This window comes from Novosphingobium humi, assembly GCF_028607105.1.
Lineage (GTDB): Bacteria > Pseudomonadota > Alphaproteobacteria > Sphingomonadales > Sphingomonadaceae > Novosphingobium > Novosphingobium humi.
Genome location: NZ_CP117418.1, coordinates 769,600 through 784,474, shown reverse-complemented (window position 1 = coordinate 784,474; position 14,875 = coordinate 769,600). Strand labels below are relative to the sequence as shown.

Below are 14,875 nucleotides of genomic sequence, written 5' to 3'. Positions count from 1 at the left end.
CGGAGTCAAATTCCGTCGCAGGCGACGTTAGCGGAAGAACCTTTAGACCTGCGCCGCGGTAAAGTCAATTTAAGCCTTCATCAGCCGAATAAACCGATTATCATGGCAACCTTGGTCAATATCGCCTAGCAACAGGGTTCGGCAATCAGGCCAGCTTAACGATTGCCATATCCCCGCCCCAAAAACCGGCAAGTTTCGCGACGCATCGTGGATCGACCCGCGTCCCTGCCGGAGTTTCATGCCCATTTCCGCGCCCCTATCCAGCCCCGCACTTCAAGTTCTGGTCGATGCCGATGCATGCCCGGTCAAGGATGAGATCTACAAGGTCGCCCTGCGCCACCATGTGTCCGTAGTCGTGGTCAGCAATCGCCCCTTGCGCGTGCCCGATCACCCGCTGGTGCGCCGCGTGGTGGTCAGCGATTCCTTTGACGCCGCCGATGACTGGATCGCGCAGGCCAGTGGGGCGGGCAGCGTGGTGATCACCGCCGACATCCTGCTGGCCGACCGCGCGATCAAGGCCCAGGCATCGGTTCTGTCACCGACCGGCAAGCCCTTTACTGCCAGTTCGATAGGCGGAGCCATCGCCACCCGTGCCATCATGGCCGATCTGCGCGCCGGGGCCGTGGGCGAGGCCATCGGCGGACCGCCGCCTTTTTCCAAGGCCGACCGGTCGCGCTTCCTTTCCGCGCTCGATGAGGCGCTGACCCGCCTCGCACGGAATGCCGGACGATGATGAGGGAATATGAGGTGGTTGACCGGGCGCAGGTGCCCGGCGGCGTCGAATTGCAATTGCTGCGCAGCGGCGATGAGTTCGCCATCGTTTTCGGTCAGAACGAGCTGATGAGCAGCGACATGTTCGCCTCGGAACAGGCGCTGGCCACGCTGACCTGCGAAAGGATCGCAGAGCAAAGCGCGCCACAGGTGCTGATCGGGGGCTATGGCATGGGCTTTACCCTGCGCGCGGCGCTGGCCGCGCTGGGCAGCGATGCCAATGTGACCGTGGCCGAACTGGTGCCGCAGATTCTGGTCTGGGCGCGCGGGCCGATGCATCGGCTGACTGATGGCTGCCTTGACGATGCGCGGGTAACGCTGGTGATCGACGATGTCGGGCTGCTGATCCATTCGGCGGCGGGCGGCTATGATGCCATCCTGCTGGACGTGGACAATGGCCCGGAAGGCCTGACCCGGCGCCGCAATGACACGCTCTATTCTCCCGCCGGGCTGGAGGCTAGCCGCAAGGCGCTGCGGCCCGGCGGCGTGCTGGCGGTATGGTCGGCCGATGGCGATGGAGATTTCACGCGGCGGCTGGAGCGCGCAGGATTTGATGTGGCCGAGGTCAAGGTCAATGCCTTTTCGACCGCCGATCAAGTGATGGATGGCAAACAGGTGAACCATCATATCTGGTTCGCCCGCAGGCACTGATTGGCATGACCCGACCGGCGGGGTCATCCGCCGGTCGGGCAATTTGCACGCCTCTTCCGTTTTAGTCCCGGCGGGCGTGATAGAAGGGGAAGCGCTTGACCCGCCCCTCGATCAAATGCCCTTTCAGACGGTGACGCATTTCCTCGGCGCCTTCGCTGGTGACGCACACCAGATGCGTGCCGCCAGAGGGCAGGGTTTCAATGTCGCTGATCCGGGCCCCTGCCTGTTCGCACATGGCCGCGACCTGTGCTTCGGGCAGGCCGATGTTCATCGCGCGGCTCATTGCCCGTCCTCCGGTTGCCAGGAGAGTGCGGCGGCCGCCCCCGCATTGGCCTGAAACATGCCGATGCAGCGCGCAATTCCTGCGGCCGTCGCCTCGTGGTTAAGGCTGGCCTCATCGTCCGAGGCGCAACTGGCCCGCATGAGCAAAAGCTGGTGCCGAAAATAAAGTTGATTGAGATCCATGATCTGTCTCCCTTGCGTAAGCGGGAGCGCATCTGTCTCTCAGTCGCGGCTGCCTACGAGATGAGTGCCGCAATGCGATTTATATAAACGTTTGAAAGAAAAATGTAAGGTCCAATTGTAGAAATTACGCTCCGCCTTGAGTTAAATTTATTCCCGCCGTTTTCGTTCGAACGAGAAAAATTTCCGACGGTGGGTAAAAAATTGAGGAAACTATCCACGACTATTCATGCTATGCTGGCCCATCACGCGATTTTCGGCCGCAAGCTCCCCTGTGACAGAGAGACTTATGTGCTCCCGCTTGCCAAGCAGGAGGACAATCATGTCCGCCACTTACGATCATGCTCCTTCCGGTCTCCGATGCCGACTCGGCGGGCACGAAGCCCAAGTTTACATGGATAACGCCGGTGGCCATGCGGACCTTAGCGGGGCCCCGCCTTGGCGCTCCATACCGTTATGGGTTTCCAATGACCGCGCGGAAACCTATTTTGAAATTTATCAGGTCAGTCACTCGCCCACGCTTTCCGGCTCCCATGCGGGCGAGCAATGGCGATGGCGCCTGTGCACGCCCGATGGCCATGTGCGCGCAGCAAGCGGGCCTTATGCCAATGCGCATGACTGTATGGACGCCGTCAACGCCCTGCGCCAATCGGCCGGCACCGCCAGAATTCGGCATTTGAAGCCGGAGTGATCCGGCTCAATTCCAGACGCTCGGGGCGCAAGGTAGTGCCGTCGAACGCCATCATACGTTGAGTCGGACAAAATCGGTAACCAACGACAAATTCAATGGAGCGCGCCACCAAGCGGGTGGACGGCAGATCTAGACCGTAGACTCACACACGCGAACCTTGGGCGATTACGCTGATACTATGCCATCTTTCTTCGAACAGTAGTGAGGGCATACTGAACCGCCCATTGGGCGAACGACAACTACTGCCGGGACCAGCCGTTCGCCGGAGTGAACGCGAACGGCAAGGATTGGTCGGCAGGAGAAACGCTAAGTGTGGTGAGGATCTCTGCGGATTGGCCGCCAGCGCGGACCTTTTCACGGCTAACCGTCGTAATTCGATGATGTCCAATCTTCCCGACCATGCCGGACACGCAGAATGATGACCTCGCCCTCATTTCCTACATCATAAATCACCAGGTGGGCCTTGTAGGGATGCACGCGAACAGGCGGCGAGATTTCCTCTCGCAAGCGCGCGGCATGGGGATAGTCTGCGAGAAACGCGAAAATCGCGCTCAGCCCTTCGTGATAAGCGTCAGCCTGCGGCAAGCCAAACTGCTCGATGCCTTCCAGAAAAATGGCTGTCAGATCGTCGGCTGCGGCGCGTGTTAAGTGAAAACGTGGCACAGTCAGGCTTGCAGGCCTGCCTGGCTGATCGCTCGCGCCCGGATATCCGCCATCGTCTCATCGCTCAGACCGCCAGCTCGGGCGTCGTCGACAAGGCGCTGCATGGCGGCAATCTTGTCGGCGCGTTCCTGGTCACGGCGGATAAGATCGCGCACATAGTCGCTGGCATTGCTATACCGACCAGTATCAGCTTGCGCTTCCACCCATTGCTTCATCGGATCGGGCAGTGAGATGTTCATCGTAGCCATGGCAACCTCCATGCCCTGAAATAGCAAAGATTGGCAAAGCTTGTCAATTGCTGCTCAGCCATGACCTACCCCCACGAATAGGGACAATTATGCAACCGACGCCTCGCAGCACCTCCCCCTGCGGCTGCCAGACGTTCTTCCGTTGGCCAATTCTGGCTATCGGAGAATGAACATGGAAATGCCTGAAACCCAACCCACATCCGCCAAGCGTCAGGTCTGGAACGCAGGTCGCGCTATCGGCGCGAAGCGGGCGCTGAAGCCGAAGCAAATTTGGGAGATCCGCTTCTACCTCAATCAGCCTCGTCGCCTTCGAGACCGGGCTCTGTTCGACCTGGCGATCGACAGCAAATTGCGTGGTTGTGATCTCGTGCAAATGAAAATCGGCGACATTGTCAGCGGCGGGCAGATCCGAACACGCGCCATAGTGATGCAGCAGAAAACCGGCCGCCCTGTGCCGTTTGAGTTGCTTCCTGATGCCCGCGCCAGTCTGCTGGCGTGGCTTGAACGTCGTGGCGGCACGGTGGACGATTATGTCTTTCCAAGTCGGGTCGATCGCAACGGCCATCTCAGCACCCGCCAATATGCCCGGCTTGTCGATGAATGGGTGACCGGTGTGGGCCTGATGCGAAGCGAATATGGCACCCACTCGCTGCGCCGGACGAAGGCGTCTATCTTCTACCGGGCAACCGGCAACTTGCGCGCCGTCCAGATCCTGCTCGGTCATAGCAAAATCGAAAATTCGGTGCGGTATCTTGGGATCGACGTGGAAGACGCGCTTGCCCTAGCCGAGAATACCGAAATTTGAACCGTTGGCTCCCCGCACCGCTGGCGGGGAGCCAACTTTGGGACAAGTACGAACCCGCTGGCGCGGGAGTGGCGCATGTTTTGAGGTCTGGCCAGTAATCGGCGGTCTGGGTCTAAGTTGAGGTGTGGGCCAGGTAGGCAGACGATTGCGGCTCCTTTCAACCAAGGAGTCGTACCATGACCAATGTTTTGTCTGATGCTCCCGTCACTTCCCTGCGTCAGCGCATGATCGAAGACATGAACATGCGCCGGTTCGCGCGGAAGACCCAGTTCGACTATGTGCGGCACGTCGCGAGGTTTGCAACGTATCTTGGGCGTCCTCCCGATACTGCGACCGTAGAAGAGCTTCGGCAATTCCAGGTCGAACAGCGCGAGGCGGGCATCGGCATCCCGACCATGAACAGCATCGTTTCTGCGCTGCGTTTCTTTTTCACTCACACCATTGATCGCCCGGATCTGTCCCGCAAGCTCTACACGGTCAAGAATCCGCGCTCCTTGCCCGTTGTCCTCAGCCGCGACGAGGTCGTGCTTCTGCTCGGCGCGACCAACTGCCTGAAGCACAAGGCTGCACTGTCCGTTGCGTATGGCGCTGGCTTGCGCGCCGCCGAAGTGACGATGCTGAAGGTCCGCGATGTCGACAGCAAGCGGATGCTTCTGCGAGTGGAGCGCGGTAAAGGCGGGCGCTATCGCAACGCGCTCCTGCCCGCTGACCTTCTTGCCCTTTTGCGTGAGTGGTGGACTGTTGGCCGCAAACAAGGCGTCATGCATGCCGATGGCTGGCTGTTCCCGGGCATGCACTATCTCAAGCCGCTTAGTACGCGACAGCTCCATCGGATCGTTGTCGATGCTGCCGAAGCTGCGGGTATCAAAAAGCGGGTCGGCCCTCACACTCTGCGGCACAGTTTCGCCACGCATCTGCTGGAAGACGGCGTCGATATTCGGATCATCCAGGCGCTGCTCGGGCACGCGAACCTCGAGACAACCGCTTTCTACACCACGGTCGCAACCCGAACGGTGCGCGCGGTCATCAGTCCGCTGGACAAGTTGACGACGCTGATCGAGGCGCAGGTGGCTCCTCCCGGCTGAGCCGGTGCGCGCCTCGCTCGAGGTCGCCGATATCTTCCGTAGCGCCGGGCCCGCGTATCGGGCGGCCCATGCCGGGCATCTCAGCCTCGGCCAGCTCAAGGTCATGACGGCCATCGAGAATTGCCGCACCGCCGCGCTGGGCGGTCACGTCGAGGCCTGCGACGACTGCGGGCACTGGCGGATTGCCTACAACTCATGCCGCAACCGACACTGTCCCAAATGTCAGGGCGCCGCCGCGCGTACCTGGCTGGCCGCGCGCGAGGCCGACCTGTTGCCGGTCGGTTACTTCCACGTCGTGTTCACTGTGCCTGCCCAGATCGCCGACATTGCCTGGCAGAACAAGGCGGCGGTCTATGACCTGCTGTTCCGCGCGGCTGCGGACACGATGCTGACCATCGCCGCCGATCCCAGGCACCTCGGCGCGCGGATCGGGATCACCGCCGTGCTGCATACGTGGGGATCGGCCCTGACCCACCATCCGCATGTGCACATGATCGTGCCGGGCGGCGGCATCGCGCTGGACGGCACGCGCTGGGTCTCGTCGCGCCCCGCCTTCCTGCTGCCGGTGCGCGTGCTTGGCGCATTGTTCCGCCGGCTGTTCCTCACCCGCTTGTTGGCGTTGTTCGATGCCGGCAAGCTGGCCTTCTTCAGCACCTTGGCGGGCCTCGCAACACGCAAGGCCTTCCTGCGGTATCTGTCGCCGATCCGGAAAAAGCGCTGGGTGGTCTATGCCAAGCCACCCTTCGCCGGGCCGCAGGCGGTGCTGGCCTACCTCTCGCGCTACACCCACCGCGTCGCCATCTCGAACCGGCGCCTCATCGCCTTTGACGAGACCGGCGTGACCTTCCGCTACAAAGACTATCGCCGCGATGGTGCCGAACGCCAGCAGGTCATGACGCTGGCCACCGACGAGTTCATCCGCCGCTTCCTGATCCACGTCCTGCCGCGCGGCTTCCACCGCATCCGGCATTACGGCCTGCTCGCCAGTTCGACGCACAAGGAGGCTATGGCGCTCGCACGCAAACTGCTGGGCGTAGCCGCGCCAATCCACGAGCCCGAATCCGAAGAACCGCCCGACCATCGCCCACCATGCCCATGTTGCGGCGGGCATATGACCATTATCGAGGACTTCGCTCGCTGGTGCCAGCCCCGCGCTCCGCCGCAATCGGCGCCGCCGACCCGGAGGAACACGCCATGATCCGGCATGGCTTACCCTGCATGATGGCCGTGAACGTTGCGCCCCGGCCCATGGGGATAGGTGTGTCGACGCCGCCAGCACAGTCAAAACTGGGCTCATTGCCAGCAGGATCAGCGGCGCTTCGAGCACAATGGCCATCTCACTTTTATACTGTTCCGCCCATCACGGGCTGGCCGGTAGGCTTGCTTCAGTCACCCCAATCCACACCAAAGCCCTTTTACCCATAGACCTGTGCGAGCCTCACCGCGGGTCGTACTTGTAAGACTTTCGTACGCCTGTCGGCGCCCGAAACCCTTCGACATTGCGGCCGTTCATAATTCATGGTGCCAACGACCGTTTCCGTCAGAGCCCGACATCGATCTTCCGTCCATTCCTCACATGTTCTTGAAACTTGCTCGATATTGCTGCGGCGTAACATTGAGCCGCCGCTGAAAGGCGCTACGCATCTGGTCCGGACTGGCGAAGCCGCAGTCGAAGGCGACAGCCTTGAGTGCCAGGTCCGAAGATTCGAGCAAGCTGCGAGCCTGATTGAGACGCACGCCCTCGACAAATTCATGCGGGGTCACATCCAGTTCGCGAACGAACAACCGCGCGATGCTGCGTGAGCTGACCCCAGCCAATTCGGCGAGGCGCTCAACGGGAAAGGCTTCCCGCACGTGGTCCATGACATAGGCTTGCACCTTGCCGAGCGGCGTCTGCGGGTCACTGGTCGATACCAGCAGCGGGCTGAACTGGGACTGCCCGCCCTGGCGCTGCGCCACCACCACCAACGCCTTGGCGCAGGCAAGCGAGATCGCCGGACCATGGTCTTCTCCCACCAGAGCAAGGCTAAGGTCGATGCCTGCGGTGACTCCTGCCGATGTCACAAGGCGATCGTCGCGGGCGTGGATACGATCGTGCTCAACCCGAGCCTTTGGAAAAAGGGTGGCGAGTTGGGCTGAGCAAAGCCAGTGTGTTGTGACCGTCCGCCCGTCGAGCAGCCCCGCGTGACCCAGCGCAAAGGCCCCGGTGCAGATTGAACCATATCGCCGGGCCTGGACGGCCCACGCGCGTAGCCAAGCCGACATCGCTTCGTCGGCGGCGCTGTCGGGCAGGTCCGGTCCTCCAGCAACCAGAACCGTATCAAAAAGGCCCTCGGCCTGCGCGAAGCTGAGGTCGGCGACCATCCACATGCCGTTCGAGCAGCGCACCGGCGTCGTGTCGCCCGCGACCAGAAGGCATTCGTAGCGATCCTCTTCCGGTAGGAAACGATTGGCCACGGCAAAGACGTCGAGTGGCCCGGCGACGTCGAGCGCCTGGACGCCCTCATAAATGACGAGAACAACGACTTTCTTTGCCATCAGATTCCTGATCCTTGCGCGGAATCACCGAACTCCTTCGGACGCCGGAACGGTGATAGCCAGCCCCAGGCAGCTTATCACGCACGGTTGGCAGTTTCTACCGGTTCACCGTCATTGCTGCCAAACCGCATTCCTGCGATTGAGAAGGGGCAAGGCGCAAGGCGCGTTCAAGAGCCAACCCGAACGTCTTTCCCACTGCGGCAATGATCGTCGGCCAGGCCCGTTTACGGGGTTGGCGAAGTGTGTCCGCCATCCAAGGAGAAGACCCTATGACCGCCTCACCCTTCAACGGTATCACGATCCCCGACAGCGCGCTGGCCCGCGCCATCGCCGAATTCGTCCGCGATACTGAAACCGAACTGCTCTTCAACCACTCCTCGCGCGTGTTTTTCTTTGGCGCCATAGCAGGGCAGCAGCGCGGCCTGACCTTCAACCCCGAGCTGCTCTATGCGGCAACGATGTTCCACGACGTGGGCCTGATGCCCTCGCACAGCAGCGACCATCTGCGTTTCGAGGTCGATGGCGCCAACGCCGCGCGCGACTTCCTGCAAAGCTACAACCTTGACCCCGCCGACATCGAAAAGGTGTGGACCGGCATCGCGCTGCACACCACGCCCGGCGTTCCCGAATTCATGCATCCCGTCATCGCGCTGACCACAGCGGGCGTCGAGATGGACGTGCTGGGCCTGACTTACAACCAGTATCCCGATGCGGTGCGCGACGCGGTGGTCGCCGCCTTCCCCCGCACGCCGACCTTCAAGGAAGACATCATCCAGGCCTTCTACGACGGCATCAAGCACAAGCCCGACACCACCTTCGGCAATGTGAAGGCCGATGTGATCGCCGACAAAGAGCCGCATTTCCATCGCGGCAACTTCTGCTCGGTCATCCGCTGTTCGCGCTGGCACGGCTGACCCTTCCCCCAACATCATCACGCACATTTCAGGAGAACAACAATGACCATTTCCAACGCAATTCTCGTTCACGGCGCATGGGCTGACGGCTCCAGCTGGGCCAAGGTCATTCCGCTGCTCGCGGCCAAGGAAATGACGGTGACCGCCGTGCAACTGCCGCTGACTGGCTTTGACGACGATGTGGCGGCTGTAACCCGCGCGATCGACTTGGCCAATGGCGATGTGGTGCTGGTCGGGCACAGCTATGCCGGCGCCGTGATCGGTCAGGCAGGCAACGATCCCAAGGTGGCGCGCCTCGTCTACATCGACGCCTTTGCCCCCGATGCCGGTGAATCGGCCGGATCGCTGTTCGCCGGCTTCGCAGACGCCCCCCTTGGCGGCGAAATGCGCCCCGATGCGCAAGGATTTCTCAAGCTGACCCCGGCGGGCGTCTCCACCCTGTTCGCGCAGGATTTGCCAGAGGCCGAGCAGGCCATAGTCTATGCCACGCAAGGGCCGATCAACGGCGCTGCGCTGGGCGGCACGCTGACGCAGGCGGCATGGCGCACGCGTCCGACTTTCTTTCTGATCGGTCAGGAAGATCAGGCGATCCTGAGCGATGAGCAGGAAAAGATGGCCACGCGGATGAACGCCACCATTGCCCGTGTCGCATCCAGCCATGTGCCAATGCTCTCACAGCCCGGTGTCGTTGCCGACTTCATCCTTCAGGCCGCCGCCTGACACCTGTCCCGGGAGCCATCTCATGAGCACTGCATCGAACACCATCAAGCTCCATGTCGAGGATCTCGGGACAGGCGCGCCGGCGCTGGTCTTCCTCCATTACTGGGGCGGTTCATCGCGGACATGGCGACATGTTACGCAGGCCTTGGCGCCTGCCTTTCGCACCATCGCGCTCGACCAGCGCGGCTGGGGCCAGTCGGACAAACCCCTTGCGGGCTACACGCTGGCCGATCTGGCCGATGACGCCCAAGGGCTGATCGAGAGCCTCGCCCTCGATCGGTATGTTCTGGTCGGCCACTCAATGGGGGGCAAGGTCGCGCAATTGCTGGCATCGCGCCGTCCGGCAGGGCTGGCGGGGCTGGTTTTGGTTGCACCTTCGCCGCCTTCCCCGCTCAACATGCCGCTTGACGTCAGGCAAGACATGGTGGGCGCCTATGACAGTCGCACCAGCATTGTGACCACGGTCGAGCAGGTGCTGACATCTACCCCGCTGAACCCCGACGATCTGGAAACAGTGGTCAGCGACAGCCTGCAAGGATCGACCGCAGCCAAGGCAGCCTGGCCGCTTGCCGCCAGTCAGGAAGACATCACCGCGCAGGTGGCCCTTATCCGCGTCCCCACCCTCGTCATCTCGGGCGAGAAGGACCGGGTCGATCCGCCCGCCGTGCTGCAGCAGGAACTGATGCCGCGCATCCCGCAGGCGACACTGTATACGCTGCCGGGGATCGGCCACCTCTCGCCGCTGGAGGCACCCGCCGATCTGGCGGCTCTCATCCAGAAATTCGCGGTGCCCCTGTCACAGCAACACTAAGCGCGTTCGTCCGCAGCCACAGCGCGGCGTCACCGCCCGTACAAGGAACTTCCCATGTTTGACACTCAGATCATCACCATCCCTATCCTGCCATTCGGCATGGTCAACGCCCATCTCATCCGCAGCGAGGCAGGCTGTATCCTGATCGACGCGGGCATTCCGGGGTCGGAACGCAAGATCGGCAAGGCTCTGGCACAGCATGGATTGTCATTCCCCGACATCAAGCTGATCGTCGTGACGCACGCCCACACCGATCATGCCGGCAGCGCGGCCGCCCTGCGCCGCCTGTCTGGCGCGCCCATTCTGGCCCATCAGGACGATGCGGATTTCTACAGCCGCAAGGAACCGATGACCTATTGCACGACAAGCTGGGTCGGCAAGCTGTTCCTGAAAACGCCGGTTCCACATGAACCTTACGACGGCTTCGTGCCCGATATCATGATGACCAACGGCGACACGTTCAATCTCCTCGACTTCGGGGTCGATGGCATCGTGCGGCACACCGGCGGCCATACACCCGGCTCGATCGCAGTGGAGCTGGCATCGGACGATATGATGGTCGGCGACCTGATCGCTTCGGGCATCCTGATCGGCGGCATGATGCGCAAGGCGCGCGCGATTCGCCCCCCGTTCGAGGACGATCCCGCCACCGTATCGCGCGAGCTGATCCGCATGGTCGAGAGCGGCGGCAAGCGCTTCCACATGGGCCACGGTGGGCCGCTGGAGGTTCCCGAAGTCATGCGCCACGCCCGCGCCTTGGCCAGGCTGGGGGGCGATCCCTGTGCTTCGGGCCAATGCCACCATGCACATTGAACCACCAACCCGCCGGACGAAACCGGCCAGGCTAAGGATATATTCCATGAAACCAACTGATCTTCCCTCGCTCAACCACTTGCGCGCCGTCACTGCTCCAGAAGGCGCGCCGCCCTTCCATGTCGGCATCATCATCGGTCCGGGATTTGTGCCGATGGACATGGTGGGCGTGCAGACCGTGCTTGGCCTGATGCCGGGGGTCGAAATCCATCTGCTCTGGAAGACGCAGGATCTGGTCGAGGGTTTTCCCAACTGGTGGACAAAGCCGACGACGACCTTCGCGGACTGTCCTCAGACACTCGATGTCCTGGCCATCCCGATGCTGGCCCCTGAGGTCCAGAACGATCCCGAGGTGATTGCCTTTGTCGCGGACAAGGCAAAATCGGCGGGTTACGTGATTGGCATTTGCAATGGAGTGCTGGTGCTGGGCGCGGCGGGCGTGCTCAAGGGGCGCAATGTCACGGCCAGTCATAACGCCCTGCCGATCCTTGATAAGTTGGGGGTCCGCGAGGTAATCCCGGCCGGCAACGGCGTGACCATCGACGGCAACCTCTTCACTGCCGGCCCCGGCGTCGGCAGCTTCGAAGCGGCGTTCCTGGTTGTCGAGGCGGCGTTCGGCCGGACCGCGGCCCAGTTGGCCGAAGTCATCATCGAATACGATCCGCACCCCATTTACGGCATGGGCATTCCGGCCAATGCCGATCCGGCCCTGGTCGCGCAGTTCGAAGCCATCATGGAACCTCTCGTCGCCGATTACCGCAAGGGCTCAATCGACAGTTTCGAAGCAATGTCTGTCTAACGGGACGTCAGAGACGTCATCGATGGTGGAATGTCTGTGACCCCGGCACGACCGGCGTTGGAGACATTCGATCCTGCCGACGCCGGCGGCCTCAACCCGACAGCCTCATCATCTGCGGACGACTGCTCTTTTCAGGAGCGGTCGTTCACCCCGCCGATGGGTAATGGCTTGAACTGGTCGATTCCCGCTGTTTCATCACGCAGGGCACATTAGCGAGATGTCATGAGCAAACTGTACCCTTTCAATCCGATATTCGCCAAAATTCGTTTGTCTGTGCCCGTCCCTTGCGCTTTAATGTCGCAGGGTCTGGGAGGGGGCTTAGACGGCGTTGGTTCAAAACTCTGATTTCAAGGCGATTGTGCCTAAAGAAATTGTGCACTCCGCTTCCGCAGGTCACGTCCAGGCCGGGCTACCGATCCCAAAAGCCTCCCGCGTGCAGATTTTCTCTCCGGATGACTGGGAGGGATTCACCGAGGAGTGGGCGAGTTCTCTCACGGGCTATGCCATAGTGCGCCGCTTCGCTGGCTCTGGAGACATGGGCCTCGATGTTGCCGGCTTCACTGATGCTGCAGGCTTCAGCTCGCCCTGGGACAACTTTCAGTGCAAGCGCTACGATCATCCGCTGCGTCCTGCAGATATCCATGTCGAGATCGCTAAGATTATCTACTATTCGTGGCTGGGTGAATAGTAAGCGCCGACGGAATGCGGCGTTGACACGGCCTATTTGGCCTTTCGTGTGCGCGGCGCCCATTTCTTTGCCAGCGCGGCGAAGCTGGCGTGGATCATATCAATGTTTGGCGGTGCGTGTGGATCATGGTCATCGCCCAAGGCATCGAGAGCCTCCTCGTGATACTCATGAGCGGGATCCGCCAGCGCTTCGAGTTTCTCGGCGTAACCCCAGGGACCGCCTGAATCCTCTGGTGGCCGCATGCCGGTGGCGGCGATTAGACGCGGATAGATTTCGTTGGGATCGGCAGGGACGATGCCCTGGATTTTGACGCTGTGCTCCCACGCATCGCCAAAGTCATAGAGGTAACGGAAGGTCTTGCCCCGCATGCCCTCGAGTGCCTGAGCCAAGGTTGTTTTGCGGGCATCAAGCGGGCCATCAAAACCATAGGACGGATCGGGAATGCCGAAGCCCGTGTGGCCGAAGGTCAATTCCCACAGGTGGCTGTCCGTCCACGCCAGCGCGGCCTGGAAGGTGCTGTGCAGCCGGTCGAGGCGGATCCCCAGCGGCACTTCGATCACGCGGCTCACCACCGGCGTTACATCATCCAGCGTGATCGTCATCCGTGCGACGAAGGCGTTGCTCAAGCTGCCTGCTCCAGGTTCTGGATCTCTTGAGCTGCCTGCCAGTTCCAGGGGAGCAATTCGTCGATCCGGTTGATGGGATGATTGCCGATACGCGCGATGACGTCGGTGAACCAGGCCTCGGGCTCCACACCGTTAAGGCGACAGGTCTCGACGAGGGAATAGAACAGCGCCGAGGCATCTCCGCCCTTGGTCGAGCCCACGAACATCCAGTTGCGGCGGCCAAGAGCAACACCGCGCAGGGCATTCTCGACAAGGTTGTTGCTGATCTCGAGCAGGCCATTGTCACAATAACGGGCCATCGCCGCCCAGCGATTGAGCGGATAGCGGCATGCCTTGGCCAGCGCGCTGTCCGCAGACAGCCCGCGCATCTGTGCTTCGAGCCATGGCCGCAAGGCAGCCAGTTTTGGGGCGGCCAGTTGCTGGCGGACCCGCCGCCGTTCGTCAGGTGGCGCGCCCTTGATGTCGCGCTCGATCGCGAACAACTCGCCGATCCTCACGACGGCTTCCGCTGCGACCGGCGACGGGTTCTTGGCCAGGATATCGGTAAACTTGCGCCGCGCGTGGGCCCAGCAGCCGACCTCTGTCACGCGGCGCGGGGCTTTCGTTTTGGGGTTGCGATACAAGACGTTGTAGCCGCCATAGCCATCGGCCTGAAGGAAACCCTCATATCCGGCAAGATGGGCGGCAGGATGTTCGCCGCCACGCCCGGTTGTAAAGCGGAAGGCCACAGCAGGCGGGGTCATGTCACCGCTGGAACGGCCATCGCGCAAATAGACCCAGAAATAGGCCGTGTGGCTGCCATCTTCGCCCATGAGCAAGGTGACCGGCGTCTCGTCGCCATGGATCTTGGGGGCTTGGAGAATATGAGCCAGCAGTCGCTCGCCAAGCGGGGCCATCAGCCAGGCCAGCTTGCGGGCCCAGCGGCCCATCACATCACGATCAATGTTCACGCCCTGCCGCCGCAGGATCACGGATTGGCGGTGCCATGGCTGATGGTCAACGAAGCGGCTGACCACCAAATGTGCGAGCAGCGCGCTGCTGGCCATCACCTTGGGTAAGGGCAGATCGATGGCAGGCACCTGTCGGATTGTCTCGCACGATCGGCAAGCGACACGAGGCCGAACATGGCGCAGAACGCGGAAGCGGGCCGGTACATAATCCAGCACCTCGGTGACATCTTCGCAGATGACGGTCTCCACCCCGCCGCAACTGCACGGTTCCGGACGATGCTCTGCGGTCAGGCGCGGTATATGCGCCGGAATTGGCGCGCGGGTGCCGGCCTTGCGCACCGATTCCGGTTTCGGCGCTGCGCCATCATCGTTGGCCGGCTCAGGGGTACTATCGATTTCTTCGAACATCATGCGCAGTTGCGCGTTGTCCATCTTCTCGGAACTGCGCCCGAACTGAACGCGCAACAGCCTTGCAAGACGGTGCTCCAGCTTTTCTATGGTCAGACCCTGGGCTTTGACGGTCTGCTTCGCAACCTTCAGCGCATCCCGTTCCGCTTCCATAGCCTGCACCATCTCCCGCAGCATTTTCTGCAGGAGAACAGGGTCTGTGGGAAGGCGATCAAGGTCGAACCGCATGCCT

At 61.7% G+C, this 14,875-nt stretch carries 19 protein-coding genes; 12 read left to right on the top strand and 7 right to left on the bottom strand.

Translation table 11 applies throughout. The annotated features are described in order from the left end of the window. Positions 1–238: 238 nt before the first annotated feature. Together PQ457_RS19425 and PQ457_RS19420 are read left to right on the top strand one after the other, a co-directional pair. Positions 239–733, top strand: a complete 495-nt coding sequence (locus tag PQ457_RS19425) for a YaiI/YqxD family protein (RefSeq protein WP_273619458.1) — start codon at positions 239–241, stop codon at positions 731–733. After that, on the top strand, positions 733–1,422 hold the full coding sequence (locus PQ457_RS19420) for a polyamine aminopropyltransferase (RefSeq protein WP_273620406.1): 690 nt from the start codon (positions 733–735) through the stop codon (positions 1,420–1,422). The genes PQ457_RS19425 and PQ457_RS19420 overlap by 1 nt, the downstream gene beginning before the upstream one ends. Positions 1,423–1,483: 61 nt before the next feature. Here PQ457_RS19420 and PQ457_RS19415 read toward each other — a convergent pair whose 3' ends face one another. Both PQ457_RS19415 and PQ457_RS19410 read right to left on the bottom strand, forming a co-directional pair. Then, a complete protein-coding gene (locus PQ457_RS19415; RefSeq protein WP_273619457.1) occupies positions 1,484–1,705 on the bottom strand; it encodes a hypothetical protein in 222 nt (73 codons plus the stop codon). Then, positions 1,702–1,887 carry a hypothetical protein gene (locus PQ457_RS19410; RefSeq protein WP_273619456.1) on the bottom strand — a complete coding sequence of 62 codons (186 nt, stop codon included), beginning with the start codon at positions 1,885–1,887 and terminating at the stop codon, positions 1,702–1,704. The genes PQ457_RS19415 and PQ457_RS19410 overlap by 4 nt, the downstream gene beginning before the upstream one ends. Before the next feature lie 319 nt (positions 1,888–2,206). Here PQ457_RS19410 and PQ457_RS19405 point away from each other — a divergent pair, with 319 nt between their 5' ends. Then, the gene (locus tag PQ457_RS19405; protein ID WP_273619455.1) at positions 2,207–2,575 is read left to right on the top strand and encodes a YegP family protein; all 369 of its coding nucleotides are present in this window, start codon (positions 2,207–2,209) and stop codon (positions 2,573–2,575) included. Between the two features lie 360 nt (positions 2,576–2,935). On the opposite strand, the gene PQ457_RS19400 is transcribed toward PQ457_RS19405, so the two are convergent. Beyond that, entirely contained in the window at positions 2,936–3,238 is a 303-nt protein-coding gene (locus tag PQ457_RS19400) for a type II toxin-antitoxin system RelE/ParE family toxin (protein WP_007014466.1), read from the bottom strand. A 2-nt stretch (positions 3,239–3,240) separates the two neighbouring features. Then, a complete protein-coding gene (locus PQ457_RS19395; protein WP_013831443.1) occupies positions 3,241–3,486 on the bottom strand; it encodes a type II toxin-antitoxin system ParD family antitoxin in 246 nt (81 codons plus the stop codon). A 172-nt stretch (positions 3,487–3,658) separates the two neighbouring features. Here PQ457_RS19395 and PQ457_RS19390 point away from each other — a divergent pair, with 172 nt between their 5' ends. The 3 genes from PQ457_RS19390 (at position 3,659) to PQ457_RS19380 (ending at position 6,574) form a co-directional block, all read left to right on the top strand. Beyond that, positions 3,659–4,291: a tyrosine-type recombinase/integrase gene (locus PQ457_RS19390; protein ID WP_273619453.1), complete on the top strand. Its 633-nt coding sequence runs from the start codon at positions 3,659–3,661 to the stop codon at positions 4,289–4,291. Positions 4,292–4,467: 176 nt separating this feature from the next. Then, on the top strand, positions 4,468–5,376 hold the full coding sequence (locus tag PQ457_RS19385; protein ID WP_273619452.1) for a tyrosine-type recombinase/integrase: 909 nt from the start codon (positions 4,468–4,470) through the stop codon (positions 5,374–5,376). A gap of 4 nt (positions 5,377–5,380) precedes the next feature. Then, positions 5,381–6,574, top strand: a complete 1,194-nt coding sequence (locus PQ457_RS19380) for an IS91 family transposase (RefSeq protein ID WP_273619451.1) — start codon at positions 5,381–5,383, stop codon at positions 6,572–6,574. Positions 6,575–6,948: 374 nt separating this feature from the next. Here the strand turns inward: PQ457_RS19380 and PQ457_RS19375 are convergent, their stop codons facing one another. Then, the gene (locus PQ457_RS19375) at positions 6,949–7,914 is read right to left on the bottom strand and encodes a GlxA family transcriptional regulator (RefSeq protein ID WP_273619450.1); all 966 of its coding nucleotides are present in this window, start codon (positions 7,912–7,914) and stop codon (positions 6,949–6,951) included. 269 nt (positions 7,915–8,183) lie between these two features. On the opposite strand from PQ457_RS19375, the gene PQ457_RS19370 reads away from it, so the two are divergent. The 6 genes from PQ457_RS19370 (at position 8,184) to PQ457_RS19345 (ending at position 12,659) form a co-directional block, all read left to right on the top strand. After that, positions 8,184–8,828 (top strand): HD domain-containing protein, encoded by a 645-nt coding sequence (locus tag PQ457_RS19370; protein WP_273619449.1) that lies wholly within the window; start codon positions 8,184–8,186, stop codon positions 8,826–8,828. A 42-nt stretch (positions 8,829–8,870) separates the two neighbouring features. After that, the gene (locus PQ457_RS19365; RefSeq protein WP_169477075.1) at positions 8,871–9,548 is read left to right on the top strand and encodes an alpha/beta fold hydrolase; all 678 of its coding nucleotides are present in this window, start codon (positions 8,871–8,873) and stop codon (positions 9,546–9,548) included. 22 nt (positions 9,549–9,570) lie between these two features. Then, on the top strand, positions 9,571–10,359 hold the full coding sequence (locus PQ457_RS19360) for an alpha/beta fold hydrolase (protein WP_169477074.1): 789 nt from the start codon (positions 9,571–9,573) through the stop codon (positions 10,357–10,359). 54 nt (positions 10,360–10,413) lie between these two features. Further along, the gene (locus PQ457_RS19355; protein ID WP_169477073.1) at positions 10,414–11,172 is read left to right on the top strand and encodes an MBL fold metallo-hydrolase; all 759 of its coding nucleotides are present in this window, start codon (positions 10,414–10,416) and stop codon (positions 11,170–11,172) included. A gap of 46 nt (positions 11,173–11,218) precedes the next feature. After that, positions 11,219–11,971 (top strand): DJ-1/PfpI family protein, encoded by a 753-nt coding sequence (locus PQ457_RS19350; RefSeq protein ID WP_169477072.1) that lies wholly within the window; start codon positions 11,219–11,221, stop codon positions 11,969–11,971. Positions 11,972–12,299: 328 nt separating this feature from the next. Next, a complete protein-coding gene (locus PQ457_RS19345) occupies positions 12,300–12,659 on the top strand; it encodes a hypothetical protein (protein WP_273619448.1) in 360 nt (119 codons plus the stop codon). 32 nt (positions 12,660–12,691) lie between these two features. Here PQ457_RS19345 and PQ457_RS19340 read toward each other — a convergent pair whose 3' ends face one another. Continuing rightward, a complete protein-coding gene (locus PQ457_RS19340; protein WP_273619447.1) occupies positions 12,692–13,285 on the bottom strand; it encodes a plasmid pRiA4b ORF-3 family protein in 594 nt (197 codons plus the stop codon). Next, positions 13,282–14,871 carry an IS66 family transposase gene (gene tnpC, locus PQ457_RS19335; protein ID WP_273619446.1) on the bottom strand — a complete coding sequence of 530 codons (1,590 nt, stop codon included), beginning with the start codon at positions 14,869–14,871 and terminating at the stop codon, positions 13,282–13,284. The genes PQ457_RS19340 and tnpC overlap by 4 nt, the downstream gene beginning before the upstream one ends. Positions 14,872–14,875 lie beyond the last annotated feature (4 nt).

Excerpts from the sequence above, each read along its gene's own strand:
- PQ457_RS19425 (WP_273619458.1), top strand. The coding sequence starts at position 239 with ATGCCCATTTCCGCGCCCCTATCCAGCCCCGCACTTCAAGTTCTGGTC.
- PQ457_RS19420 (WP_273620406.1), top strand. The coding sequence starts at position 733 with ATGAGGGAATATGAGGTGGTTGACCGGGCGCAGGTGCCCGGCGGCGTC.
- PQ457_RS19415 (WP_273619457.1), bottom strand. The coding sequence starts at position 1,705 with ATGAGCCGCGCGATGAACATCGGCCTGCCCGAAGCACAGGTCGCGGCC.
- PQ457_RS19410 (WP_273619456.1), bottom strand. The coding sequence starts at position 1,887 with ATGGATCTCAATCAACTTTATTTTCGGCACCAGCTTTTGCTCATGCGG.
- PQ457_RS19405 (WP_273619455.1), top strand. The coding sequence starts at position 2,207 with ATGTCCGCCACTTACGATCATGCTCCTTCCGGTCTCCGATGCCGACTC.
- PQ457_RS19395 (WP_013831443.1), bottom strand. The coding sequence starts at position 3,486 with ATGGCTACGATGAACATCTCACTGCCCGATCCGATGAAGCAATGGGTG.
- PQ457_RS19390 (WP_273619453.1), top strand. The coding sequence starts at position 3,659 with ATGGAAATGCCTGAAACCCAACCCACATCCGCCAAGCGTCAGGTCTGG.
- PQ457_RS19385 (WP_273619452.1), top strand. The coding sequence starts at position 4,468 with ATGACCAATGTTTTGTCTGATGCTCCCGTCACTTCCCTGCGTCAGCGC.
- PQ457_RS19375 (WP_273619450.1), bottom strand. The coding sequence starts at position 7,914 with ATGGCAAAGAAAGTCGTTGTTCTCGTCATTTATGAGGGCGTCCAGGCG.
- PQ457_RS19370 (WP_273619449.1), top strand. The coding sequence starts at position 8,184 with ATGACCGCCTCACCCTTCAACGGTATCACGATCCCCGACAGCGCGCTG.
- PQ457_RS19365 (WP_169477075.1), top strand. The coding sequence starts at position 8,871 with ATGACCATTTCCAACGCAATTCTCGTTCACGGCGCATGGGCTGACGGC.
- PQ457_RS19360 (WP_169477074.1), top strand. The coding sequence starts at position 9,571 with ATGAGCACTGCATCGAACACCATCAAGCTCCATGTCGAGGATCTCGGG.
- PQ457_RS19355 (WP_169477073.1), top strand. The coding sequence starts at position 10,414 with ATGTTTGACACTCAGATCATCACCATCCCTATCCTGCCATTCGGCATG.
- PQ457_RS19350 (WP_169477072.1), top strand. The coding sequence starts at position 11,219 with ATGAAACCAACTGATCTTCCCTCGCTCAACCACTTGCGCGCCGTCACT.
- tnpC (WP_273619446.1), bottom strand. The coding sequence starts at position 14,871 with ATGCGGTTCGACCTTGATCGCCTTCCCACAGACCCTGTTCTCCTGCAG.